This is a genomic window from Pseudomonas sp. B19125 (genome assembly GCF_044218855.1).
Lineage (GTDB): Bacteria > Pseudomonadota > Gammaproteobacteria > Pseudomonadales > Pseudomonadaceae > Aquipseudomonas > Aquipseudomonas edaphica.
Genome location: NZ_CP162589.1, coordinates 553,465 through 578,212, shown reverse-complemented (window position 1 = coordinate 578,212; position 24,748 = coordinate 553,465). Strand labels below are relative to the sequence as shown.

Sequence of the window (24,748 nt, the reverse complement as noted above, 5' to 3'; positions counted from 1 at the left end):
CAAATTCAGTGGCCCGTGCCACACAGGGAGAAAACATGGCTGTTGATATTTTCATCAAGATCGGCGACATCAAGGGCGAGTCCATGGACAAGGCCCACAAGGACGAAATCGACGTGCTGAACTGGAGCTGGGGCATGGCCCAGTCCGGCAACATGCATGTGGGCGGCGGTGGCGGCGCGGGCAAGGTGAATATCCAGGACCTGTCGCTGACCAAGTACGTCGACAAGGCTTCGCCCAACCTGATGATGCACTGCGCCAGCGGTAAGCACATCGACAAGGTCAAGCTGACCGTGCGCAAGGCTGGCGGCGAAAGCCAGGTCGAGTACATGGTGATCAACCTGGAAGAAGTGCTGGTCACGTCCCTGAGCACCGGCGGCTCGGGCACCGATGATCGCCTGACCGAAAACGTCACCCTGAACTTCGCCCAGGTGATGGTCGACTACCAGCCGCAGAAAGCCGACGGCACCAAAGACGGCGGCGCGATCAAGTTTGGCTGGAACATCCGTTCCAACACCAAGCGCTGATAGCCCTGGCGGCCGCAGCACCTCGCTGCGGCCCCTGGCACCTTGTCCCTCTCTTAGCCCGTCCGTGGAGCTGCTTTGGTGGTAACTGAAATCGCTTCCCGCGACCGTCTGCAACCGTCCCTGCTGGACCGGCTGACCGACGATGACCCAACCAACCTCAAGGAAAGCGCCGACAAACGCGTGCTGTCCCTGACCCAATTAAAAGCCTCGGTGCTGCGTGACCTGGCGTGGTTGCTTAACACCACGTCGCTCCTCGACGCCGATGCCACGTTGCACACCCCGGCTGGCACATCGGTGGTCAATTACGGCCTGCCTGCGCTGGCGGGCAACAGCGTTTCCAGTGTGGATATCAAAGCCCTGGAAGCCCTGATCTACCAGGCGATTGCCACTTTTGAACCACGTATTTTGCGCCACACGCTGCGCGTCAAAGCCCGCGTGGGCCATGGCGAGATGAACCACAACGCGCTGAGTTTCGAGATTGAAGGCGACCTGTGGGCGCAGCCGGTGCCGTTGCGCCTGCTGCTGCAAACCGACCTCGATCTGGAATCCGGGCATGTGCGTGTGGTCAATGCCGACCAGCGGAGGCGCCCATGAACCCGCGCCTGCTGGAGCTGTACAACCAGGAACTGCACCACGTGCGCGAAAGCGCCGCCGAGTTCGCCAAGGAATACCCGAAGATCGCCAGTCGGCTGACGTTGTCCGGCATGGACTGCGCCGACCCGTACGTCGAACGCTTGCTCGAAGGCTTTGCCTACCTGACTGCCCGGGTGCAGCTCAAGCTCGACGCCGAGTACCCGACCTTCACCCATAACCTGCTGGAAATCGCCTACCCGCACTACCTCGCGCCCACGCCGTCGATGACCGTGGTGCAAATGCAGACCGACCCCGACGAAGGCTCGCTGGCCAGTGGTTTCCTATTGCCGCGCGACACAGTGTTGCGCGCCGCCTTGGGCCGCGAAACCCAGACCTGCTGCGAGTACCGCACCGCGCACCCGGTGACGCTGTGGCCGTTGCAAGTCAGTAATGCTGAGTACTTCGGCAACCCCGCCGCTGTGCTGGGACGCCTGGCCGCCAGCGAGCCCAAAGCCAAAGCCGGCCTGCGCCTGACTCTGCGCACCGGCGCCGAATTACCCTTCAACAGCCTCGACCTCGATAACCTGCCGCTGTACCTCAGCGGTGCCGATGAGCAGCCGTTTCGGCTCTACGAACAGTTACTCGGCAACGCCTGCGCCGTGTTTGCTCGCAAACCCGGTGGTGATTGGGTCGAGCGCCTGCCGCAAGACGCGCTGCGCTCCCGTGGTTTTGACGATGCCGATGCGGCCATGCCGGTGGTGGCGCGCGCGTTTCAGGGTTATCGGCTACTGCAGGAATACTTCGCCCTGCCCCACCGCTTCCTGTTCGTTGAATTCGCGCAGCTGAGCCGTGCGGTGAAACGCTGCGACGGCCAGGAGTTGGAGCTGATCGTGCTGTTCGACCGTCACGAGCCGAGCCTGGAAGGCAGCGTCGGCGCGGCGCAGTTCATGCCGTTCTGCACGCCGGCGATCAACTTGTTTCCCAAACGCGTGGACCGCATTCACCTGTCGGACCGTGTCAACGAACACCATGTCATCGCCGATCGCACGCGGCCGATGGATTTCGAAATTCACTCGTTGAGCGGCATCACCGGCCATGGCACTGGGCCGGAGCAGCCGTTCCTGCCGTTCTATGCGGTGCGTGATCCATCGCGTTATGGCCGCGACCAGGCGTACTACACCCTGCGCCGTGAACCTCGCGTGTTGTCCAGCGACCAACGCCGTAACGGCCCGCGCTCTACCTATGTGGGCAGCGAAACCTTTGTCAGCCTGGTCGACAGCCAGCAAGCGCCGTACCGCCATGATTTGCGCCAGCTCGGCGTGACCGCGCTGTGTACCAACCGCGATTTGCCGCTGTTCATGAGCGTGGGCAACGGCAAGACCGACTTCACCTTGGCCGACAGCGCGCCGGTGTTGTCGGTGCGCTGCGTGGCCGGGCCGAGTCGTCCGCGTGCCAGCCATGCCCATGACGCCAAGGCCTGGCGCCTGATCAGCCAGCTGTCGCTCAACTACCTGTCGCTGAGCGAGCAGGGCCAGGGCGCCGGCGCCTTGCGCGAACTGTTGCGCTTGTATGGCGACAGCAACGACGCGGCGCTGCAATTACAGATCGAAGGTTTACGTGAGGTCAGCAGCAAAGCGGTGACCCGGCGCCTGCCGATGCCCGGCCCGATCGTGTTTGGGCGCGGTCTGGAAATCACCCTGGAATTCGATGAAAACGCGTTTCGCGGCACCGGCGTGTTTCTGCTCGGTGCGGTGCTGGAACGCTTCCTGGCACGTTATGTGTCGATCAACAGCTTTACCGAGACGGTGATCCGTACCACCGAACGCGGCGAGATCATGCGATGGAAAGCCAAGCCCGGTCGACGTCCGACCCTGTGAACACACTGGATGCGATGCATCAGGAGCCCTGGGAATACGATTTCTTCCAGGCGCTGCGACGTATCGAGTGCGAATCGCCAGCGCTGCCGCGCCTGGGCCATTCCCTGCGCCTGGCCGATGACCCGCTGCGCCTGGGGCAGCAGGCGGACTGCACCTTCGCACCGGCCACATTGGCCTCGGTCGACCCTGGCGGCGATGGCAAACCAGCGCGGCTGGAGCAATTCTTTTTCGGCCTCGGCGGCCCCAACGGCCCGTTGCCGCTGCATATCACCGAGTACGTGCGCGAACGCCAGCGCAACAACGCCGACAGCACCAGCAAACAGTTTTTGGATGTGTTCCACCATCGCCTACTCAGCCTGTTTTACCGGGCCTGGGCCGAGGCGCGACCGACCGTCAGCCACGACCGCCCGGATGATGACTACTGGTCCGCGCGCCTCGCAGCGCTGTGTGGTCGAGGCATGCCGAGCCTGCTCAACCAGGGGTTGATTCCGGATACCGCGAAGCTGCACTACAGCGGTCACCTGTCGGCGCAAACCCGCTACCCGGACGGCTTGAAGGCCATTCTCAGCGAGTACTTCGGCCTGCCGGTAGAGATTGAAGAATACGTCGGCCAGTGGCTGGAACTGCCAGAGCGCAGCCGCGTGAGTGTCAGCGCCAACCAGTTGGGCGTGGACTTTTGCCTGGGCAGCCATGTGTGGGATCGCCAGCATAAATTCCGCATCCGCCTCGGCCCGCTCAAGCTGGACGATTACATGGGCATGCTGCCCGGCAGCCAGCCGTTCAACGAGCTGGTGGCGTGGGTGGCCGAGTACCTGGGCCATGAGCTGGACTGGGACTTGAACCTGGTTTTGCAACAACCCGAAGTCCCAAAGCTGCAACTTAATGGCCAATTCCGCCTGGGCTTCAACACCTGGCTCGGCCAACCCGAGCATGACGCCAACGACCTAATCCTGGCCCGGCATTACGCCGATCACGCCACTACCTCAAGGAATCCAGAGCATGGGTGAAATCAGTCGCGCCGCACTGTTCGGCAAACTCAACAGCGTGGCCTACAAGGCCATCGAAGCCGCCACCGTGTTCTGCAAACTGCGGGGCAACCCGTATGTGGAACTGGCCCACTGGTTTCACCAGTTGTTGCAACTGCAGGACTCGGACCTGCACCGCATCATCCGCCAGTTCAACGTGGAGCCGGCGCGCCTGGCCCGTGACCTGACCGAAGCGCTGGACCGCCTGCCGCGTGGTTCGACGTCGATCACCGACTTGTCGTCGCATGTGGAAGAAGCCGTAGAGCGCGGCTGGGTCTACGGCAGCCTGATGTTCGGCGAAAGCCAGGTGCGTACCGGCTACCTGGTGCTGGGTATCCTGAAGACACCGAGCCTGCGCCATGCGCTGCTGGGCTTGTCCGCCGAGTTCGACAAGATCAAACCCGAAGCCTTGAGCGAGCGTTTTGACGAATACGTCGGCGACTCACCGGAGAATGCGTTGAGCGCCAGCGATGGCTTCAACGCCGGCGTGCCTGGCGAAGCCAGCGGTGCCATGGCGCCGAGTGCGATGGGCAAGCAGGAAGCGCTCAAGCGCTTCACCGTCGACCTGACCGAACAAGCGCGCAGTGGCAAACTCGACCCGATCGTGGGGCGTGATGAAGAGATCCGCCAACTGGTGGACATTCTGATGCGTCGACGTCAGAACAATCCGATCCTCACTGGCGAAGCCGGCGTGGGCAAGACCGCTGTAGTCGAAGGGTTCGCCCTGCGCATCGTCGCCGGTGACGTGCCGCCTGCGCTCAAGGATGTGGAACTGCGCAGCCTCGATGTGGGCCTGCTGCAAGCCGGTGCCAGCATGAAGGGCGAGTTCGAACAGCGCCTGCGCCAGGTCATCGAAGACGTGCAGGCTTCGCCCAAGCCGATCATTCTGTTTATCGACGAAGCCCACACCCTGGTAGGTGCCGGTGGCGCCGCCGGAACTGGCGACGCCGCCAACCTGCTCAAGCCTGCGCTGGCCCGTGGCACCTTGCGTACCGTGGCCGCCACGACCTGGGCCGAGTACAAAAAACACATCGAGAAAGACCCCGCGCTGACCCGCCGCTTCCAGGTGGTACAGGTGGCCGAGCCGTCGGAAGACAAAGCGCTGCTGATGATGCGCGGCGTGGCCTCGACCATGGAGAAACACCATCAGGTGCAGATCCTTGATGAAGCCCTGGAAGCCTCGGTGAAGTTGTCCCACCGCTACATCCCCGCACGTCAGTTGCCAGACAAGTCCGTCAGCTTGCTGGACACTGCCTGCGCACGCGTCGCCATCAGCTTGCACGCCGTACCAGCCGAAGTGGACGACAGCCGCCGTCGCATCGAAGCGCTGGAAACCGAGCTGCAAATCATCGCCCGCGAGCATGCCATCGGTATCGCCATTGGTGCGCGTCAAACCAATAGCGAAACCTTGCTGAGCGCCGAACGTGAGCGCCTGGCGACTCTGGAAAGCCGCTGGGCCGAAGAAAAAACCCTGGTTGATGAGCTATTGGCAACTCGCGCGACCTTGCGCGAAAAAGCTGGCGTGGTAGACAGCGGCAACGATGAGTTGCGCGCCCAACTGCTCGACCTGCAACAACGCCTCACTGCGCTGCAAGGCGAAACCCCGCTGATCTTGCCGACCGTGGATTACCAGGCCGTGGCCTCGGTGGTCGCCGACTGGACCGGCATCCCGGTGGGCCGCATGGCGCGCAACGAGTTGGAGACAGTGCTCAACCTCGACCAGCACCTGAAGAAACGCATCATCGGCCAGGACCATGCCTTGCAGATGATCGCCAAGCGCATCCAGACCTCCCGCGCCGGGCTCGATAACCCAAGCAAGCCGATTGGCGTGTTCATGCTCGCCGGCACCTCGGGTGTGGGCAAGACCGAAACCGCCCTGGCCCTGGCCGAAGCCATGTACGGCGGTGAGCAGAACGTCATCACCATCAACATGAGCGAGTTCCAGGAAGCCCACACCGTGTCCACACTCAAGGGCGCGCCACCGGGTTATATCGGCTACGGCGAAGGCGGCGTGCTGACCGAAGCGGTGCGGCGCAAACCCTACAGCGTGGTGCTGCTGGATGAGGTGGAAAAAGCCCACCCGGACGTGCACGAGATCTTCTTCCAGGTGTTCGACAAGGGCGTGATGGAGGACGGCGAAGGCCGGGTGATCGACTTCAAGAACACCCTGATCCTGCTGACCACCAACGCCGGCACTGAACTGATTTCCCAGGTGTGCAAAGACCCGGCGAACATCCCCGAGCCGGAAGAAATCGCCAAGGCCCTGCGCCAACCGCTGCTGGAGATTTTCCCGCCGGCACTGCTGGGCCGTTTGGTGACGATTCCGTATTACCCGCTGAGCGACGAAATGCTCAAGGCGATTACCCGCCTGCAACTGGGCCGCATCAAAAAGCGCGTGGAGAACACCCACAAAGTCGCCTTCGATTACGACGACGCTGTGGTCGATTTGATCGTCTCGCGCTGCACCGAAACCGAAAGTGGCGGGCGCATGATCGACACCATTCTCACCAACAGCCTGCTGCCGGACATGAGCCGTGAGTTTCTTACGCGCATGCTCGAAGGCAAGGCACTGGCGGGTGTGCGTATCAGCAGCCGGGATAATGAATTGCACTACGACTTCAGCGATTGACCTGACGAAACGCAATTCAACTGTGGGAGTGGGCTTGTGTGGGAGCTGGCTTGCCTGCGATAGCATCACCTCAGTGCGCCTGCCACACCGAGGTGCCTGCATCGCGGGCAAGCCCGGCTCCCACACAAGCCAGCTCCCACAGTTGGATTCGGTTTCTTCAGTTATTTAGGTATTTACGGGACTACCGATGCTATTCAACCAAGCCTCACGCCTGGCCAAGATCACCAGCCCGCTCGGGCCGGATGTGCTGCTGCTCAATGAAATGGGCGGCGGCGAAGAGCTGGGCAGGTTGTTCAACTATGAGCTGCGACTGACCTCTCTGGACGCCAACATCGACCTTAACCAGTTGCTGGGCAAGCCGATGAGCGTTGGCGTGCAGCTGGCGGACGGTGGCGAGCGGCACTTCCACGGCATCGTTGCGCGTTGCAGCCAGAATATCGACCAAGGCCAGTTCGCCAGTTATCAGGTGACCCTGCGCCCGTGGTTCTGGCTGCTCAGCCGCACCTCGGACTGCCGGATTTTCCAGAACCTGAGCATCCCGCAGATCATCAAGCAAGTGTTCCGCGACCTGGGCTTCTCCGACTTCGAAGACGCGCTGAGCCGCCCTTATCGCGAGTGGGAATACTGCGTGCAGTACCGCGAGACCAGCTTCGATTTCGTCAGCCGCTTGATGGAACAGGAAGGTATCTACTACTTCTTCCGCCATGAACAGGACCGTCATGTGCTGGTGTTGGCCGATGCTTATGGCGCCCACACCACGGTGCCGGGCTATGCGTCGATCCCGTACTACCCCAAGGACGAGCAGCAGCGCGAACGCGACCATATGCACAACTGGCACCTGGCGCAGGAAGTGCAGCCTGGGTCGCTGGAGCTTAACGACTACGACTTCCAGCGCCCCAGCGCCAGCATCGACGTGCGCTCGGCCATGCCGCGCCCGCACACCGCCGGCGACTACCCGCTGTACGACTACCCAGGCACCTACGTGCAAAGCGCCGACGGCGAACACTATGCGCGTACCCGCATCGAAGCCCTGCAAACCCTGCATGAGCAGATCGAGTTCAACGGTAATGCGCGGGGCTTGGGCTCAGGCCATTTGTTCAGCCTCACCGGTTTCAGCCGCCAGGACCAGAACCGCGAGTACCTGATCGTCGGTTGCCGCTATGCCATCGTCCAGGAAAGCCTGGAAAGCGGCGGCGGCTCGGGGTCGGCGCAGTTCGAAAGCAGCCTCACCTGTATTGACGCCCAACAAAGCTTCCGACCGCTGGCCAGCACCTATCGGCCCATCGTCAAAGGCCCGCAGACTGCGCTGGTGGTCGGCCCCAAGGGCGAGGAAATCTGGACCGACCAGTACGGCCGCGTGAAGGTGCACTTCTACTGGGACCGTCACGACCAATCCAACGAAAACAGCTCGTGCTGGATTCGTGTGTCGCAGTCCTGGGCCGGCAAGAACTGGGGTTCGATGCAAATCCCACGGATCGGCCAGGAAGTGATCGTGAGCTTTCTGGAAGGCGACCCGGACCGCCCGATCATCACCGGCCGTGTCTACAACGCCGAACAGACCGTGCCTTACGACCTGCCGGAAAACGCCACCCAGAGCGGCATGAAAAGCCGCTCCAGCAAAGGCGGCACGCCGGCCAACTTCAATGAAATCCGTATGGAGGACAAGAAGGGGCTGGAGCAGCTGTATATCCACGCCGAGCGCAATCAGGACATCGTGGTGGAGGTGGATGAAAGCCACTCGGTGGGGCATGACCGCAACAAGAGCATTGGGCATAACGAGACGGTGATGATTGGTAATAACCGCCTGCGCATCGTCAAGCAGGAGGACATTCTCTCGGTGGGCCAAAGGAAGACCGACAGCATCAGCCAGAGCTACGTGATTGAAGTGGGCGAGAACCTGCGGCTGGTCTGCGGCGAAAGCATTCTGGAGTTGAATGCCAGCGGCCAGATCAACCTCACGGGTGTGAACATCAGCTTCTATGCCAGCGGCGATGCCGAGTTTAATACCGGTGGCCTTCTGCACCTCAACAACGGCGGCGGCGCTGGCGCCACGCCCGATGGCCAAGGCGTCAAAGCCAGCATCGACGCCAATATCAAAGCCGCGTTCCCCACGCCTAAAAGCTCCTGACGAGACCTGTTTGCCATGACGTACCGAATCAACGAATTTCAGTTCCAGCTGCCGGCCGCAGAGTTGCAGGACGCGACGATCAATATTCTCAAGTTTCCCGAGCTGGGCACTTCTTTGATCGTCAGCCGCAGCTTGCTGGCCGAAGGCGAAACGTTGCACAGCAACTTCGACGACCAACTCAAGCGCCTGGAAAAACAGGTGCAGGATTTGCGCTGCCAACCCAGCGTTACCGTGAGCCTGGGCGCCGCTCAAGAGGTGGAAGGTATCGAGTTGCGCAGCCAGTTCAACAAGGGCAATGACAAGGTGTTCCAGTATCAGCTGGCGCTGGTGTTGCCGGGTACGCGCAAGATGCTCGCCTTGAGTTATGTGAAGGCCGAAAAGCTAGGCGATGCCGAGGCTGCGCACTGGGCATTGATCAAAAACTCGTTGTCGTTCGACGCTATTTCTTGATGAGCCGCCTGCATGTCTGACGCGTTATGGGCAGCCCGGATGGGCGATGCGCTTTCCCACACCTCGATGATGGCGGACATCCTCGGCGGTGTGCTGGAAGTGGCGGCCAATATCGCGATCACGGCGGTGGCGACGGCGGCCGTGGTTGCGGCCACCGGCATTACCGTGGTCACCGGTGGCCTCGGCTGCTTCCTGCTGGGTGCGGTGGTGGGCACGATTGTTGGCCTGGCCATGAGCAAAAGTGGCGCGGACAAAGGGCTGACCAAGATATGCGATGCCTTCAGTAACGCCCTGTTTCCGCCCACGGTGCAGGCGAACATTCTCACCGGTTCCACCGACACCCTGACCAATAACATGCCTGCGGCTCGTGCGGCCGGGGCGATCAGTTCCCATGTCACACCGGCCGGTACCGAGCTGGAAGCGCCCGAACCGGAACCCGAAGCCAGTTATCTGGACATGGCCGCAGGTTTCTTTTCGCAGATGTGGCGCCCTACCGTCGCCACACCTGCGCCGGGTGCCGTGCCCAAGCCGCTGGACCTGGTGGTGTGCATGAAGCACCCGCCCATGCCGCCGCAGTTTCTGGCCGAAGGCTCGGATAAGGTCACGATCAACGGCCAACCCGCCGTGCGCAGTGGTGATCGCAGTACCTGCGATGCGACGGTGGTGTCGTCCGGGCTGATTTCCTCCAACGTGACCATTGGTGGCGGTTCGGTGGTGGTGCGTGAGATTCGCAGCGGCAAGACGCCTGGCGTCGGGTTGGCGGTTACAGCGCTGTTGATGCTCAAGGGTGGCAAGGGCAAGTTCTTCAGCAAGTTGCCATGCATGTTGGTCAGCGGCGCGACGTCGATGGCCATCAGCAGCGCGATGGACGCTGCGGCCAACGCCGCGATGGGCTCGTCGAACCCGGTGCATGCCGCGACGGGCGCGAAGGTACTGGGCGGTGTCGACGACCTGGATTTTGTGCTGCCCGGCATTCTGCCTATCGACTGGCAGCGCTTCTACAACAGCCGTGATGAACGCCAGGGCAGCCTGTTTGGCGTCGGTTGGAGCGTGCCCTACGAAGTATGCGTCGACATTCAGCCGCATCCCGAGGGCGGCGAAACGCTCGTGTATACCGACGAGCAGGGGCGGCCCATCGACATGGGCGCCATTCCGTTGGGCGGCGCAGTGTTCAGCCCGGGCGAAGGGCTTGCGGTGCGGCGACACCTCAATGGGCAATTGCTGATCGAAAGCGACGACGGCATGTACCGCTTGTTCGAAGCTGCGCCAGCAAACCCGTCGCAACTGCGTCTGAGCCAACTGGGTGATCGTAACGACAACCGTATCTATATCGACTATGACGAAGCGGGGCGCCTGGTGCGTCTGCGCGATACGTTCGATCTGGTGCAGGTTGAGCTGATCCGTGATCAGGGCCATGTGAACCGCATTGAACGCCTGTACCCGGAACAACGTCGCGAAGTGCTGGTGAGCTATGGCTACGACGCGGCAGGCAATCTCGCGCAAGTGCGTGATGCAACCGATCAAGTGCAGCGGCGTTTTGCCTACGATGCCGGGCGCCGAATGGTGGAGCATCAATTACCCACCGGATTGCGCTGTTTCTATGAGTGGGCGTTGATCGAAGGCCTGGAATGGCGCGTGGTTCGGCATTGGACCGATGAGGGCGACGCTTACCAGTTCGACTATGACCTGCAGGCTGGCCTCACGCGCATCACCGACGGCCTGCAGCGCGTGAGTACGCGGTACTGGAACACTCAGCATCAGATCATTCAGTACAGCGACAACCTTGGCCAGACCTGGCTGTTCGAGTGGAATGACGAACGTCAGTTGCTCAGCGCGACTGATCCTCTGGGTGGGCGCTATGAGTACAGCTACGATGAGAGCGGTAACCTCAGTACATCCAGTGACCCCTTGGGCCGTATTGAATCCGTTTTATGGCTGGAACATTGGTCTCTTCCACTGGTTGAAACCGATAGTGCCGGCAGCAGTTGGCAATACGAATATAACGCCAGCGGCAATTGTGTCCGCGAAACAGACCCGCTGGGTCTCGTCACTCGCTACCGTTATAACGCTGGTGGCCAGATCGTAGAGATTGTCGACCCCGCAGGTAAAAGCAACACCTTGCGTTGGAATAAATACGGGCAGCTGTCAGAGCATATCGACTGCTCAGGTTACTCAACAAAGTTCAACTACGACCATCGCGGTTATTTACAGACCATCACCGATGCGCTCGGCGAGCGCACGACTTACCTGCATGACGCTCGCGGGCGTCTGCTGCATTATCAGCTGCCAGATGGTCGCGTTGAAGAATACCTGCGTGACACAAGTGGCCAGCTCACCCAACACATCGATGCGGCCGGCCACACCACCGCCTATCAATACGATGGACGTGGGCAAGTTCGCCAACGCATCGACGCCCACGGACGCCACGTTCAATTTAACTATGATGCCTATGGTCGTCTCCAGGCACTGACCAATGAAAATGGTGAACAGTATCGATTTATCTGGGATGCGGTCGACCGAATCGTCGAGCAACAAGACCTGGATGGCAGCGCCCGACGCTATGCCTACGACGGATTAGGCAATGCCATTCTCGAGTCCCATATACCCGCCCCCTATGGTTCTGGACTGGCACTTGTACCCGATACACCAATAGATCCCATCACTCATCATTTGGAACGGGACGCCGCTGGCCGATTGATCGGAAAAGTAACGGCCGATGGTCGAACCGACTACACCTACGACAGCGTCAACCAACTTACCGTTGCCACATTCACAGATACCCGAGGCTGCGAGCAAAGCCTGTCATTTACTTACGATGCTGTCGGCCAATTGCTGGAAGAACAAAGCTCAGCAGGCAGCCTGCGTCATCACTACGACGAACTGGGTAACCTGATACAAACGCAATTGCCCGATGGGCGCCATATCAACCGTCTCTACTACGGAAGTGGTCATCTGCACCAACTGAACCTCGATGGTCAGTTGATCAGTGATTTCGAGCGGGACCGGCTGCATCGTGAGGTTCTGCGTACTCAGGGACACATTACTACGCGGAGCGAGTATGACCGTGGTGGGCGCCTGCGTTCGCGCATACTGCGCAATGCCGACCAGCCAACACTGCTACCGCCCAGAATACAGAAGCAGTTCAATTACGACGCCAACGACAATCTGATCACCCGCATTGACCGTACGCCGGTTGCCAGTCGTCAACAATTGCTCCACTACGATGCGACGGGACGTATTGTCGCCAACCAAGACAACCTTCAGGGGCTGAGCGAAACGTTTGCCTACGACGCTGCCGCCAACTTGCTGGACGGTCCCCAGCCCGGTGCAGGGCTGGTGGTACATAACAAACTACTGACCTATCAGGACAAACGATATCGCTACGATGCCTTCGGTCGAATGGTAGAGAAGCGTACCGGTAGTCATCGAGTGCAACGCTTCTTTTATGATGCAGAGCATCGTTTGATTGAAGTTCACAACATCAACGGAGTTCAAGAAACTGTCGTCAAAATGTGCTACGACCCCCTCGGTCGAAGGACACTAAAAACTGAACATGACATCCGAGGGTTTCCACTAGGCGAGACCTATTTCATCTGGGACGGATTGCGGCTGCTTCAAGAGCAAAAGAACAGTCTGAACAGCCTGTACCTCTATGGAACAGACAGCCATGAGCCGCTTTCACGTGTGGATGGTGTGGGTGCCCAACAGAAAATTCGGTATTACCACAATGATCAGAACGGACTGCCCGAACAACTATCGGATGCCACGGGTAATATCGTCTGGCATGCTCGTTATCGGGTTTGGGGCAATACCATTGAAGAGGTTCGTGAGCCTCACTACATCGAAGAGCAGAATCTGCGATTCCAGGGCCAATATTTGGATCGCGAGACAGGCCTGCACTTCAATACCTTTCGTTTCTATGATCCGGATATTGGGCGATTCACCACACCAGACCCCATCGAGCTATTGGGGGGAATCAACCTTTACCAATACGCTCCCAACCCTTTAGGGTGGATAGATCCTTGGGGCTGGTCATGCCACGGCAACTCGAGAAAAAGCCGCAAGGCACAACACGGCTATGAAGTCGTAGACACGCGCACCGGAAAAGTTGCGAAGACCGGTGTGAGTGGCGGCAGAATAAAGAAAAATGGAAAATCGGCGCGAGCCGAAAAACAGGTTAGAGACTGGAACGCAGAACCGGGTAATACGGGACGGTATGAGTCCAGAGTAATCAAAAAGGTGCCGGCTGGCCCCGGCGCTCGGTGGAAAATCGAGCGTTGGGAGCAACGAAATGCGAACCGCCGCAGGCAGGAATTAGACCCAGCGAGGCATTCAAGGCCATGATTTTAAAAGAAGTGTATCTGTACCCGGACTTGACCGAATACAGCGACGAGATCATTCATCCGTTCCGCGATCAAAGCCGGTCTGTCTGCAATTTCCTGGAACGCCATTTGAGCGCCCAAAAATTCGAGGCGGTGGGCTTCAAAAAAATTTGTTTTGTCGGAACCAGGCAAACTACGCAGGAGGTCTACGTGAACTCCAGCAGCGCACTCATTGTGCCGGTGACTATGGACGAGGTCGCCTATAAAAACTGCGTAACGTCCGACGAACTCAATGAGTTTTTTATAAGCCTGCTGTTGAATGGGTTGGCAAAAGCGATAAAGCACATAGCGCTTCCTGTCGCCCTATTCAAAGACACCCTTGATGAGTTTCGCCGTAACCACTTTAAAAACGAGTGGGTTTTCAAGAGTAAAAAAATAAAAAACCCTGCGTGTACCTGCGTACTTGAATGCCGCCTGACAATCGATTTTTTCCTATTGAGTTTTAAAGTTTTGAAGAGCAACACCTGTGTGCTCGACAAAGAGATCTTGCGAACAGCTCCCGATGAAGTGGTCTTCCTTCCTTACCTAAAGGATATCAAGGAAGAAAACGGAAGAATAAAAGTCATCGACAAGTCAGGCATGCCGTTTTACACCACCACCGCTGCCAGCCTCGATAAGCTATGACGCACGTAGTCCGCAACATCATGTTTAACTCAGAGTTCGATCAAGCATTAAAGCGTCAGCACACACCGATATTCGCCCAATAAAAAGTATGGGGACAGATTATTTCCGGCTCGTTCAAGCATCATAATTCATCCCCTTTTTCGCCGTGAAGAGTACCGCGTGGTAGCGACCGTCAATAACGAAGGGGTGAGCATGCTCAACGACCATAAGGACATTTCTACCGTTGACTATAAAGAGACGGGCCTCAAAGATGGCGTACTCTCCAAGACCAATGAGCCCAAGGCAAAAGGTGTAGGTTTTCGGATACTCGACAAATTCAACAAAACCATCACCTCTTTTCGCGTCGAGAAAAAAGGGGCGAACGGAAAGTGGAAGACCTGCGGATAACGACAAAATGGATATCTTCAATCTCATTTCATACAAGCTTGAAAGTTTCCTGAACATCCGGCCAGTTCCTCAGTCACTGGGCGTTATTTTTTATCAGGAAGACGAACCTTTATTACTCTCCGCTGCCGCCAAGAAAAGCAATGGAACAACGCTTTATGTGAGCCGCTGGCACGATCTCTTTTCCGCGAGCGCTTTTGAAAAAGCCATGTCGAAACAGGGATTTACGGAGGCGGACTGCTATGCCCTTCTACTCGTCCTGTCTCGCTTTGGTCATTTGTTGGACATCGACAATCGTCAACGCACTAATAAAGACTATTTTATTTTCTTCTATCTGATCCAACTGATCAGTCTAAAAAATAGCCCTATCGATGAGGACGCGGCGTTCAGGAACCACATGCTCACGTTCCTGCTTTTTGAATTGAGCATTGATGACGAGGTGTATCGCAGGTTCAGTATCAAGGATAACCAGCTGCTGATGGTGACCGAGGCTTTTGGATCTATAGCACTGCTGGACCTGATTAACGTGATATACAAGACGATTAAAGCAGACACCAGAAAAGAACATGCACTGCTGAGCACCTTGAAAGCGTTCCAGGCAAACATCGTTAAACTATTGGTTACGCCGGACAATAAAAATTATCGCTTGAATTTTAATGATCGTTACAGCGAGCTCATGTATCCCGACGTGTTCCTGTATACCTATACCCACCACAGGCAGCAGGCTTTTGAAGCCTTGGTCGATACCGTCAACCCACTTCAATCAACCGAAAACCTTTTCGTTTCCAGTATTATTTTGATGAATTATGCTTTTTATATCCTGCGAACCCGCCCACGAGAGATTCTGAAGCTAAAAAAATTCGTCGATGATGATGCGCTATTCGGCAAACTGCTGGAAGCCGTGATCAAGCGTCGAATGGCCGTTACTAAAGTGCAATTTGAAAAGATTCCAACAGGCCACGATCTGTCACTGATAAACGATAAGCAAACCTCCTTCTACAATATTTTGTACAGTCTTTAACCTATATGTCTGACGCGTTATGGGCAGCCCGGATGGGCGATGCGCTCTCCCACACTTCGATGATGGCAGACATCCTCGGCGGTGTGCTGGAGGTGGCGGCCAATATCGCGATCACGGCGGTGGCGACGGCGGCCGTTGTTGCTGCCACAGGCATTACCGTGGTCACCGGTGGCCTCGGCTGTTTCCTGCTGGGTGCGGTGGTGGGCACGATTGTTGGCCTAGCCATGAGCAAAAGTGGCGCGGACAAAGGGCTGACCAAGATATGCGATGCCTTCAGTAACGCCCTGTTTCCGCCCACGGTGCAGGCGAACATTCTCACCGGCTCGACCAATACCCTGACCAATAATATGCCTGCCGCCCGTGCCGCCGGGGCGATCAGTTCCCATGTCACACCGGCCGGTACTGAGCTGGAAGCGCCCGAACCGGAACCCGAAGCCAGTTATCTGGACATGGCCGCAGGTTTCTTTTCGCAGATGTGGCGCCCTACCGTTGCCACACCTGCACCGGGCGCTGTGCCCAAGCCGTTGGACCTGGTGGTGTGTATGAAGCACCCGCCCATGCCGCCGCAGTTTCTGGCCGAGGGGTCGGAAAAAGTCACGGTCAACGGCCAACCCGCCGTGCGCAGTGGTGATCGCAGTACCTGCGATGCGACGGTGGTGTCGTCCGGGCTGATTTCCTCCAACGTGACCATTGGTGGCGGTTCGGTGGTGGTGCGTGAGATTCGCAGCGGCAAGACGCCTGGCGTCGGGTTGGCGGTTACGGCGTTGTTGATGCTAAAGGGTGGCAAGGGCAAGTTCTTCAGCAAGTTGCCGTGCATGTTGGTCAGCGGCGCCACTTCGATGGCCATCAGCAGCGCGATGGGCGCTGCGGCCAACGCCGCGATGGGCTCGTCGAATCCGGTGCATGCCGCGACGGGCGCGAAGGTACTGGGTGATGTCGACGACCTGGATTTTGTGCTGCCGGGTATCCTGCCGATTGACTGGCAGCGCTTCTACAACAGCCGCGATGAACGCCCGGGCAGCCTGTTTGGCGCCGGTTGGAGCGTGCCCTACGAAGTATGCGTCGACATTCAGCCGCATCCCGAGGGCGGCGAAACGCTCGTGTATACCGACGAGCAGGGGCGGCCCATCGACATGGGCGCCATTCCGTTGGGCGGCGCAGTGTTCAGCCCGGGCGAAGGGCTTGCGGTGCGGCGACACCTTAATGGGCAATTGCTGATCGAAAGCGACGACGGCATGTACCGCTTGTTCGAAGCTGCGCCAGCAAACCCGTCGCAACTGCGTCTGAGCCAACTGGGTGATCGTAACGACAACCGTATCTATATCGACTATGACGAAGCCGGACGTTTGGTGCGCCTGCGCGATACGTTCGATCTGGTTCAGGTTGAGCTGATCCGTGATCAGGGCCATTTGAGCCGCATCGAACGCCTGTACCCGGATCAACGTCGCGAAGTGCTGGTGAGCTACGGCTACGACGCGGCGGGCAATCTGGCGCAAGTGCGTGATGCAACCGATCAAGTGCAGCGGCGTTTTGCCTACGATGCCGGGCGCCGAATGGTGGAGCATCAATTACCCACCGGATTGCGCTGTTTCTATGAGTGGGCGTTGATCGAAGGCCTGGAATGGCGCGTGGTTCGGCATTGGACCGATGAGGGCGATGCTTACCAGTTCGACTATGACCTGCAGGCGGGTATTACGCGCATCACCGACGGCCTGCAGCGAGTAAGTACGCGGTACTGGAACACTCAGCATCAGATCATTCAATACAGCGACAACCTCGGCCAGACTTGGCTTTTCGAATGGAACGACGAACGTCAGTTGCTCAGCGCGACTGATCCGCTGGGTGGGCGCTATGAGTACAGCTACGACGAGAGCGGCAACGTAATCGGCGAAACCGACCCGTTGGGCCGTAGTGATTCGACCTTGTGGCTGGAGCATTGGGCTTTGCCGCTGGTGGAAACCGACGCTGCCGACAACAGCTGGCAGTATCGCTACGACCCTCGCGGTAACTGCATCGCCGAGACCGATCCGCTGGGTTATATCACCCGTTACCGCTATGACGCCCACGGCCAGCCAGTAGAAATCATTGATGCCACTGGCAAAAGCAAACAACTGCGCTGGAATCCGTTTGGGCAGTTGGTCGAGCATATCGACTGCTCGGGCTACCCGACGCGTTTCAGCTACGACAACCGTGGCTATTTGCAGGTCATCACTGATGCCTTGGGTGAACGCACGCAGTTCAGCTACGACGCCCAGGGGCGTTTGCTCAGCAGCCAATTACCGGATGGGCGCACCGAGCAGTATCAGCGCGACGCCAGCGGGCAGTTGGTGGGCTACACCGACCCCGCCGGGCACACCACGCTCTACCAACACAACCGGCGAGGCCAGGTACGCCAACGCACCGATGCCCATGGGCGGCAGGTGCAGTTTGGGTATGACAGCTACGGGCGGTTGCAAGCGCTGGTCAATGAGAACGGTGAAAGCTATCGGTTTGCGTGGGACGCCGGGGATCGGCTGACCGAGCAGCAAGACCTCGACGGCAGCGCCAAACGCTACGACTACGACTTGCTCGACAACATCACGACGGTGACTGCTCATCCTGCACCTTATGGCAATGGACTGGCGGTGGTGCCCGAGACGCCACCCGCGCCCATCGTTCATCGGCTGGAGCGTGATGCGGTCGGCCGACTGGTCGCCAAAACCACCGACGATGGCCGCACCGACTACCGCTACGATGCGGTAGATCAGCTCACGGCTGTGACCTTCACTGATCTGCAAGGCAATTCCCAAGCCTTGGGTTTCGCCTACGACGCTGTCGGCCAGTTGCTTGCCGAACAGAGTGACGGTGGCAACCTGCAACACCACTACGACGAACTCGGCAACCTGATCCAGACCCAGTTGCCGGACGGCCGCTGGCTCAACCGCCTGTACTACGGCAGCGGCCACCTGCACCAGATCAACCTCGACGGCCAGGTCATCAGCGATTTCGAGCGAGACCGCCTGCACCGCGAAGTGCTGCGCACCCAAGGCCAGCTCAGCACCCGCAGCGAATACGACCGCAGCGGCCGCCTGCGCTCACGTCAGCGCCGCCTGAACAGCCAGCCAACGCTGATGCCCGCAGCGGCGCAAAAGCAGTTCGAATACGACCCCGCCGACAACCTGATCGGCAAACTCGACCAACAACCCGCGGCGCAACATCGCCAACTGCTGCACTACGACGCCACCGGCCGCATCATCGCCAGCCAGGACAGCCTGCACGGGCAGCGCGAAACCTTCGCCTACGACGCCGCCGCCAACCTGCTGGATGGCCCGCAAGCGGGTGCCGGGTTGGTGGTGCATAACAAGCTGCTGACGTATCAGGACAAGCGTTATCGCTACGATGCGTTTGGGCGGATGATTGAAAAGCGCAGCGCCAAGCGAGGGGTGCAGCGGTTTGCGTATGACGCTGAGAGCCGGTTGGTTGAGGTGCGTAATGACGATGGTAGCGTGGTCAGGATGGTGTATGACCCGCTAGGCCGTCGGATAGAAAAAACCGAGCATGGCGGTGATGGATATCCACTGGGGGAAACGCGGTTTACCTGGGACGGCTTGCGGTTATTGCAGGAGCATAAGCACAGTCAAACAAGCCTGTACGTCTATGAAGATGAAGGCTACCAACCCTTGGCTCGCGTTGACGGTGCCGGGCCGTTGCAGAAGATTCGTTACTACCATAACGACCTGAATGGGTTGCCGGAGCAGCTGACAGAGATGGATGGCCACATGCTCTGGCAGGCGACTTATCGGGTGTGGGGCAACACGCTGGAAGAGGTGCGTGAGCCTTATTACATTGAGGAGCAGAACCTCAGGTTTCAGGGGCAGTATCTGGACCGGGAGACGGGGCTGCATTTTAATACGTTCAGGTTTTATGATCCGGATATGGGACGGTTTACGACGCCGGATCCGATTGGGTTGCAAGGTGGCCTGAATCTCTACTTGTACGGCGCAAATCCCTTTACTTGGAGCGATCCACTAGGCTGGGTTCAAACACCGCTGAACAAACCTGGTTTTTATGTATACGGACTCTACGCCCCCAATGCCAAAACACCGTATTACATTGGTCACACAGAGCAACTTCCCGCCGCACGTGAAAAACAGCACGACAGGTCCACACGTCTCGGAAAAGGGGAGCTTAGAGTGTTGAAGGGCCAGGATGGCAAGATGACTTACACTCAAGCCAAGGGCTATGAACAAGCGTATCGCGAGAAATATAAAACGAAGGGCAAATTCCCAGGCAACGTCATTGAACCCATTAATAAAGGCCGCACTGATGCGCGTGGAAAATCTCACTATAAAAACTATAAAGTTGCGGCGAAGGCGCTGGGCCTCAAACCAAGCAAAGTCAAATCCTGTACATAAATGAGGCCATTGCATGAAAACCCTGAAGTCACCTAAACCGGGCGATCTTTTTTATATCCCGGCCCTCAATTCTTCAGATGAGACTGGGTTTGTTATTGCCCGCTATATCGAGCTCATTCCCCCTGCGCTGGGGCATCTGATCGAGGTTTTTGCGAAATTTTATACGCAAATACCCGTGTCATTGAGCGAGGTAGACACCTCCACACGTCTGTTCCGACCGATTTTCTGCAGCATGCTTTTCTCGGAAATTCCTCGATGGAAGATCCTTTTCAGTGATCCGGACTACAAAAAAGAGTCCTCTGGATATGACGAAATTCAATTCGCGTTCGAGTCAGAAATCTGGGTAGGCGGTGTCAGCAAGCCCGCTACAGAGCAACAGCTGAACAACATTGAGCCATCCATCTGCTGGCGCATGCATCACATTATTTTCAGGGTGATCGCACACTTACGTGGAGCGATCTCTGATGCTGAGCCGATGGACTATGAGAAGTTACCCCCCGACTTGCGCATTGATAGCACCATCGCCTCAGAACGAGTAAATAAGGCCGCACTCAGCGCACAAGCATTATTCGCCGCCCAATAAAAACGGGAGAAAAGAGGGCAGGTTTTATGGCTATACCGACCCCGCCGGGCACACCACGCTCTACCAACACAACCGGCGTGGCCAGGTACGCCAGCGCACCGATGCCCATGGGCGGCAGGTGCAATTTGGTTACGACAGCTACGGGCGGCTGCAAGCGCTGGTCAATGAGAACGGTGAGAGCTATCGGTTCGCATGGGACGCCGGGGATCGGCTGACCGAGCAGCAAGACTTCGACGGCAGCGCCAAACGCTACAACTATGACTTGCTCGACAACATCACCGCGGTGACTGCTCATCCTGCACCTTATGGCAATGGACTGGCGGTGGTGCCCGAGACGCCACCCGCGCCCATCGTTCATCGGCTGGAGCGTGATGCGGTCGGCCGACTGGTCGCCAAAACCACCGACGATGGCCGCACCGACTACAGCTACGATGCGGTAGATCAGCTCACGGCTGTGACCTGATCTGCAAGGCAACGCCCAGGCGCTGGGTTTCGCCTACGACGCCCTCGGCCAGTTACTTGCCGAACAGAGTGCCGGTGGCAACCTGCAACATCACTACGACGAACTCGGCCACCTGCACCAGATCAACCTCAACGGCCAGGTCATCAGCGATTTCGAGCGCGACCGCCTGCACCGCGAAGTGCTGCGCACCCAGGGCCAGCTCAGCACCCGCAGCGAATACGACCGCAGCGGCCGCCTGCGCTCACGCCAACGGCGTCTTGCGGCTCAGCCATCGTTGATGCCGGCGACAGCGCAAAAACAGTTCGAATATGACCCCGCCGACAACCTGATCGGCAAACTCGACCAGCAACCCGCCGCACAACATCGCCAACTGCTGCACTACGACGCCACCGGCCGCATCATCGCCAGCCAGGACAGCCTGCATGGGCAGCGCGAAACCTTTGCCTATGACGCCGCCGCCAACCTGCTGGATAGCCCGCACGCAGGCGCCGGGTTGGTGGTGCATAACAAGCTGCTGACGTTTCAGGACAAGCGTTATCGCTACGACGCGTTTGGGCGAATGGTCGAGAAGCGCAGCGCCAAGCGAGGGGTGCAGCGGTTTGCGTATGACGCGGAAAGTCGGTTGGTTGAGGGGAAAAATGGGGACAGATTTATTTCCCATCTCACTCTAGCTCTTAAATAAATGTGTCCCCTTTTCCGCTAACACCTACCCTGCAACAACAACGGAAAAGGAGACAACTTTATTAAACTCAGCAAAATTAAATAAATCTGTCCCCTCCTCCCTTTCTTAAAAAATCTTATTCCGCATCATCCTCTTTATCGATTTCCTTGGCAGCTTTCAATTTTTTAACCATTGTATTCATATACTTGTAGCGCTGCTCAATAGTCTCTACACGAGACTTATCTGTCGGTGCTTGCGAAGATTTAGGTTCGGAATAGGGGCAGTAGACAAGTCCGTATCGTTCAGCGATGCCTTCCATCTGCCCCTCTATTGTGTCCATCCTCTTCTCAAGGCCGGTCAATCGCGCATTGATGTCGGTTGACGCCGCGGGGTCTTTACCTACCGCGTTAGCGTCTGCCCCTTCGTTGATGGACAGAATGGTGTTGGCCAATAACTCTGTTTTTATTTCAGCACCTTCCAGGCGTGCTTCTATTTTTTGTTGATCTGTCGCGGACGGATCTACAGTACTCTTTGTTCCGTCTACGTTCTTTTTCTCTGCGCCGGGCATTTTCGATTGCGCGTCAATTCTATCCGTCATGGCTTTCGACGTTACATGCTGGGCAACGCTGAGTGGAAGGTTGATCAGGGTACTTACACCCGCCTCAACGAACGAGTTTCGCGCCTGAGTGGCCAGTGAGGAGGCAATGGGAGGGAACTGCAAAGCGCCAACAGCCCTGGCGGTATTGGCAGCACTCGCGACACTGCTTGGCCTACTCGCCGAGGGTACGGGCCTAGGTGGTTTAGGTGGCGTTAGCGGTTTTGGCGGTTTGAGTGGCCTTGTTGCAGGTATTCTGGGGCGAAACCTAAAACCCCTGATCGTTCTATTACTATGCTCCTCAGCGGTACCTTCAGGGTAAGCATTTGGATCTAATGTATGCGCGCCCGGTTTAGTCGGTTGGGAGGACTGATCGAGTAGTCCTGGTGGCACCGGTAGTTTTGGTTGTGCCACATCGACGTTAGTCAGGGGCGGAAGGAGGGGAACATAGGCTTGATTGGATAGTTTCATTTTTTTCTCCAAGTAAGTTATCGACTTAAGGAGGGCTCCCTGCAACCTCAGCCTATACGTGGTTGCATAAAGCAAAACCGTTCCAACTCAAATAGCAGCCTAACTCCGTACGCGTGACTGCTGTGCTGAATCTGAACATTTAAATAGTTATAAAAAACATCGAGACGACCCGTTGCTTTGCCCCCCACCTTTAGAGCCATTGAAGTGCCGGTGCCATCACCCGCTTTAACGACGCCCAACAAAAATGGGCACCCAACCCAGTCGGCGTGCCCATTTTCTTACCAACCCGCCTCCCTTCAGACGGTCCTGCTATTACGGGTTGACGCTGTCTTTGAGCGACTTGCCCGGCTTGAATGCAACGGTATTGCTCGCCTTGATTTTCACTGGCTCACCGGTTTGCGGGTTTTTGCCGGTGCGGGCGCCGCGGTGGCGTTGCAGGAAGGTGCCGAAGCCCACCAGGGTGACGCTGTCCTTGCGGTGCAGGGCGCCGGTGATTTCTTCGAGAACGGCGTTGAGGACGCGGTTGGCCTGCTCTTTGGTCAGGTCTGCTTTTTCTGCAATAGCGGCTGCGAGTTCTGGTTTACGCATAAGTGAAGCCTCTTTGACGGTTTTTTGTTGTTATGTCCGTGCTGCTCTCTGGTGGAGCAGCGCCCAAGGCGCCGCAGGCTCTACTCTGCGGCAGACGGGAGTGAGGATGGCATGCCCTCGCACGCTCCGCCAGTCTCGCGGCGACCTTTCTGGGGGTAAGAAGGTGCTGATTCCGACAGAACGACCGGCATTTACGCCAGCAATGGCGGAAGTTCTTTGTTAAGGGCAAGTTTTTCCATGACGGCGCTGCCGGTCAGCGCATAACCCAGCAGGCGGCCGCTGGCGTCGCGGCACAAGGCCTTGATGTCGGCGCCCTGCCCTTCGACGCTCCACACGCCTTCGGTGCCGCGTGGCGGCGGCGATACCACCAGAGGGCAGATCGGGGTTTTGACGGTGATCGGCATCGGCCCATAGCTGACGGCGGTGGCGTTGCCGGCAAGGGTTTGGGCCAGGGCGCGGGCGCAGCTCATCAATGGCATCACGTACAGCAGGTTGAGGCCATCGACCTCGGCGCAGTCGCCCAGGGCGTAGATGTTGGCGTGGGAGGTCTTGAGGTGGCGGTCCACCATGATTCCACGGTTGATCTGCAGGCCGGCGGCAGCAGCCAGGTCCACGCGCGGACGCAGGCCGATGGCCGAGACCACCAGGTCGCAGTGGATCACTTCACCATCCGACAGGTGCGCTTCCAGGCCATCCGCCGTGCGCTGCAAGCGGTTGAGCACCGGGCCCAAGTGGAACCGCGCGCCGAGGCCTTCCAGCCCGGCTTGCACAGCGCCAGCCGCTGCTGGGTGCAGCAGAGTCGGCATGACTTGCTCGCAGGGTGCGACCAGATCAATTTCATAGCCGCCAAGTATCAGGTCGTTGGCGAATTCACAGCCGATCAGGCCCGCGCCCAGCAGCAGCACACGGCGCTTACCGGCAGCAGCGGCACGGAAGCGTGCGTAATCTTCAAGGTCATTGATCGGGAAAATCAGTTCCGCCGCATCGCCTTCTACCGGCACGCGCACGGCTTCTGCGCCCCAAGCCAGGATCAGGTCGCGGTAGGCTACCGCTTCCTCGCCGATCCACAGGCGTTTGTGGCCCGGGTCGATGCCGCTGATGCGCGTGTGGGTGCGCACTTCGGCCTTGAGTTGCTCGGCCATGGCGCCCGGCTCAGCCATGCTCAGGCCATCGGCTTCCTTGTTCTTGCCAAAGCCGGTGGAGAGCATGGGCTTGGAGTAGGAGCGCCCGTCATCCGCGGTGATCAGCAGCAACGGGGTCTCGCTGTCGAGCTTGCGAAATTCCCGGGCCACGTTGTAACCGGCCAGCCCTGTGCCGATGATCACGACAGGTGCGTTCATTCCTTTCTCCTTGTAGTACGTTTCTTAAACCGATGT

16 protein-coding genes and 1 pseudogene are annotated in these 24,748 nt (G+C 58.3%); 14 read left to right on the top strand and 3 right to left on the bottom strand.

All coding sequences use genetic code 11. The features are described from left to right. Window positions 1–35: 35 nt before the first annotated feature. From AB4P96_RS02480 to AB4P96_RS02415, 14 genes and pseudogenes are all read left to right on the top strand, one after another. Window positions 36–524: a type VI secretion system tube protein Hcp gene (locus AB4P96_RS02480; RefSeq protein ID WP_005792512.1), complete on the top strand. Its 489-nt coding sequence runs from the start codon at window positions 36–38 to the stop codon at window positions 522–524. Window positions 525–602: 78 nt separating this feature from the next. Beyond that, a complete protein-coding gene (gene tssE / locus AB4P96_RS02475; RefSeq protein ID WP_026013585.1) occupies window positions 603–1,118 on the top strand; it encodes a type VI secretion system baseplate subunit TssE in 516 nt (171 codons plus the stop codon). Continuing rightward, a complete protein-coding gene (tssF, locus tag AB4P96_RS02470; protein ID WP_099550248.1) occupies window positions 1,115–2,974 on the top strand; it encodes a type VI secretion system baseplate subunit TssF in 1,860 nt (619 codons plus the stop codon). Before tssE ends, tssF begins: the two co-directional genes overlap by 4 nt. Beyond that, the gene (tssG, locus tag AB4P96_RS02465) at window positions 2,938–3,981 is read left to right on the top strand and encodes a type VI secretion system baseplate subunit TssG (RefSeq protein ID WP_017135819.1); all 1,044 of its coding nucleotides are present in this window, start codon (window positions 2,938–2,940) and stop codon (window positions 3,979–3,981) included. The genes tssF and tssG overlap by 37 nt, the downstream gene beginning before the upstream one ends. Continuing rightward, on the top strand, window positions 3,974–6,628 hold the full coding sequence (gene tssH, locus AB4P96_RS02460) for a type VI secretion system ATPase TssH (RefSeq protein ID WP_017135818.1): 2,655 nt from the start codon (window positions 3,974–3,976) through the stop codon (window positions 6,626–6,628). The genes tssG and tssH overlap by 8 nt, the downstream gene beginning before the upstream one ends. Window positions 6,629–6,815: 187 nt before the next feature. Further along, window positions 6,816–8,756 carry a type VI secretion system Vgr family protein gene (locus AB4P96_RS02455; protein WP_177034711.1) on the top strand — a complete coding sequence of 647 codons (1,941 nt, stop codon included), beginning with the start codon at window positions 6,816–6,818 and terminating at the stop codon, window positions 8,754–8,756. A gap of 15 nt (window positions 8,757–8,771) precedes the next feature. Then, a complete protein-coding gene (locus AB4P96_RS02450) occupies window positions 8,772–9,206 on the top strand; it encodes a DcrB-related protein (RefSeq protein ID WP_017135816.1) in 435 nt (144 codons plus the stop codon). A gap of 12 nt (window positions 9,207–9,218) precedes the next feature. After that, the gene (locus AB4P96_RS02445) at window positions 9,219–13,550 is read left to right on the top strand and encodes an RHS repeat-associated core domain-containing protein (RefSeq protein ID WP_395600478.1); all 4,332 of its coding nucleotides are present in this window, start codon (window positions 9,219–9,221) and stop codon (window positions 13,548–13,550) included. After that, window positions 13,547–14,212, top strand: coding sequence for a hypothetical protein (locus tag AB4P96_RS02440; protein ID WP_169988100.1), 666 nt, complete (start codon window positions 13,547–13,549; stop codon window positions 14,210–14,212). Before AB4P96_RS02445 ends, AB4P96_RS02440 begins: the two co-directional genes overlap by 4 nt. Before the next feature lie 159 nt (window positions 14,213–14,371). After that, on the top strand, window positions 14,372–14,599 hold the full coding sequence (locus AB4P96_RS02435; protein WP_017135812.1) for a hypothetical protein: 228 nt from the start codon (window positions 14,372–14,374) through the stop codon (window positions 14,597–14,599). A gap of 7 nt (window positions 14,600–14,606) precedes the next feature. Beyond that, window positions 14,607–15,617 (top strand): hypothetical protein, encoded by a 1,011-nt coding sequence (locus tag AB4P96_RS02430; protein WP_395600477.1) that lies wholly within the window; start codon window positions 14,607–14,609, stop codon window positions 15,615–15,617. Window positions 15,618–15,622: 5 nt separating this feature from the next. Next, the gene (locus AB4P96_RS02425; protein WP_395600476.1) at window positions 15,623–20,011 is read left to right on the top strand and encodes an RHS repeat-associated core domain-containing protein; all 4,389 of its coding nucleotides are present in this window, start codon (window positions 15,623–15,625) and stop codon (window positions 20,009–20,011) included. A 13-nt stretch (window positions 20,012–20,024) separates the two neighbouring features. Beyond that, window positions 20,025–20,594 (top strand): Imm26 family immunity protein, encoded by a 570-nt coding sequence (locus AB4P96_RS02420; protein WP_017134641.1) that lies wholly within the window; start codon window positions 20,025–20,027, stop codon window positions 20,592–20,594. Window positions 20,595–20,610: 16 nt separating this feature from the next. Beyond that, window positions 20,611–21,697: pseudogene (locus tag AB4P96_RS02415) on the top strand (type IV secretion protein Rhs); the annotation flags it as partial. A 157-nt stretch (window positions 21,698–21,854) separates the two neighbouring features. Here the strand turns inward: AB4P96_RS02415 and AB4P96_RS02410 are convergent. From AB4P96_RS02410 to AB4P96_RS02400, 3 genes are all read right to left on the bottom strand, one after another. After that, window positions 21,855–22,316 carry a type III secretion effector protein gene (locus AB4P96_RS02410; protein WP_395600475.1) on the bottom strand — a complete coding sequence of 154 codons (462 nt, stop codon included), beginning with the start codon at window positions 22,314–22,316 and terminating at the stop codon, window positions 21,855–21,857. Between the two features lie 780 nt (window positions 22,317–23,096). After that, a complete protein-coding gene (locus AB4P96_RS02405; RefSeq protein WP_003213368.1) occupies window positions 23,097–23,372 on the bottom strand; it encodes an HU family DNA-binding protein in 276 nt (91 codons plus the stop codon). Window positions 23,373–23,563: 191 nt separating this feature from the next. After that, window positions 23,564–24,712: an NAD(P)/FAD-dependent oxidoreductase gene (locus tag AB4P96_RS02400; RefSeq protein ID WP_017135809.1), complete on the bottom strand. Its 1,149-nt coding sequence runs from the start codon at window positions 24,710–24,712 to the stop codon at window positions 23,564–23,566. Window positions 24,713–24,748 lie beyond the last annotated feature (36 nt).

Coding starts and splice junctions, on each gene's coding strand:
- AB4P96_RS02480 (WP_005792512.1), top strand. CDS start 36: ATGGCTGTTGATATTTTCATCAAGATCGGCGACATCAAGGGCGAGTCC.
- tssF (WP_099550248.1), top strand. CDS start 1,115: ATGAACCCGCGCCTGCTGGAGCTGTACAACCAGGAACTGCACCACGTG.
- tssG (WP_017135819.1), top strand. CDS start 2,938: ATGGAAAGCCAAGCCCGGTCGACGTCCGACCCTGTGAACACACTGGAT.
- tssH (WP_017135818.1), top strand. CDS start 3,974: ATGGGTGAAATCAGTCGCGCCGCACTGTTCGGCAAACTCAACAGCGTG.
- AB4P96_RS02455 (WP_177034711.1), top strand. CDS start 6,816: ATGCTATTCAACCAAGCCTCACGCCTGGCCAAGATCACCAGCCCGCTC.
- AB4P96_RS02450 (WP_017135816.1), top strand. CDS start 8,772: ATGACGTACCGAATCAACGAATTTCAGTTCCAGCTGCCGGCCGCAGAG.
- AB4P96_RS02445 (WP_395600478.1), top strand. CDS start 9,219: ATGTCTGACGCGTTATGGGCAGCCCGGATGGGCGATGCGCTTTCCCAC.
- AB4P96_RS02440 (WP_169988100.1), top strand. CDS start 13,547: ATGATTTTAAAAGAAGTGTATCTGTACCCGGACTTGACCGAATACAGC.
- AB4P96_RS02430 (WP_395600477.1), top strand. CDS start 14,607: ATGGATATCTTCAATCTCATTTCATACAAGCTTGAAAGTTTCCTGAAC.
- AB4P96_RS02425 (WP_395600476.1), top strand. CDS start 15,623: ATGTCTGACGCGTTATGGGCAGCCCGGATGGGCGATGCGCTCTCCCAC.
- AB4P96_RS02420 (WP_017134641.1), top strand. CDS start 20,025: ATGAAAACCCTGAAGTCACCTAAACCGGGCGATCTTTTTTATATCCCG.
- AB4P96_RS02410 (WP_395600475.1), bottom strand. CDS start 22,316: ATGACGGATAGAATTGACGCGCAATCGAAAATGCCCGGCGCAGAGAAA.
- AB4P96_RS02405 (WP_003213368.1), bottom strand. CDS start 23,372: ATGCGTAAACCAGAACTCGCAGCCGCTATTGCAGAAAAAGCAGACCTG.
- AB4P96_RS02400 (WP_017135809.1), bottom strand. CDS start 24,712: ATGAACGCACCTGTCGTGATCATCGGCACAGGGCTGGCCGGTTACAAC.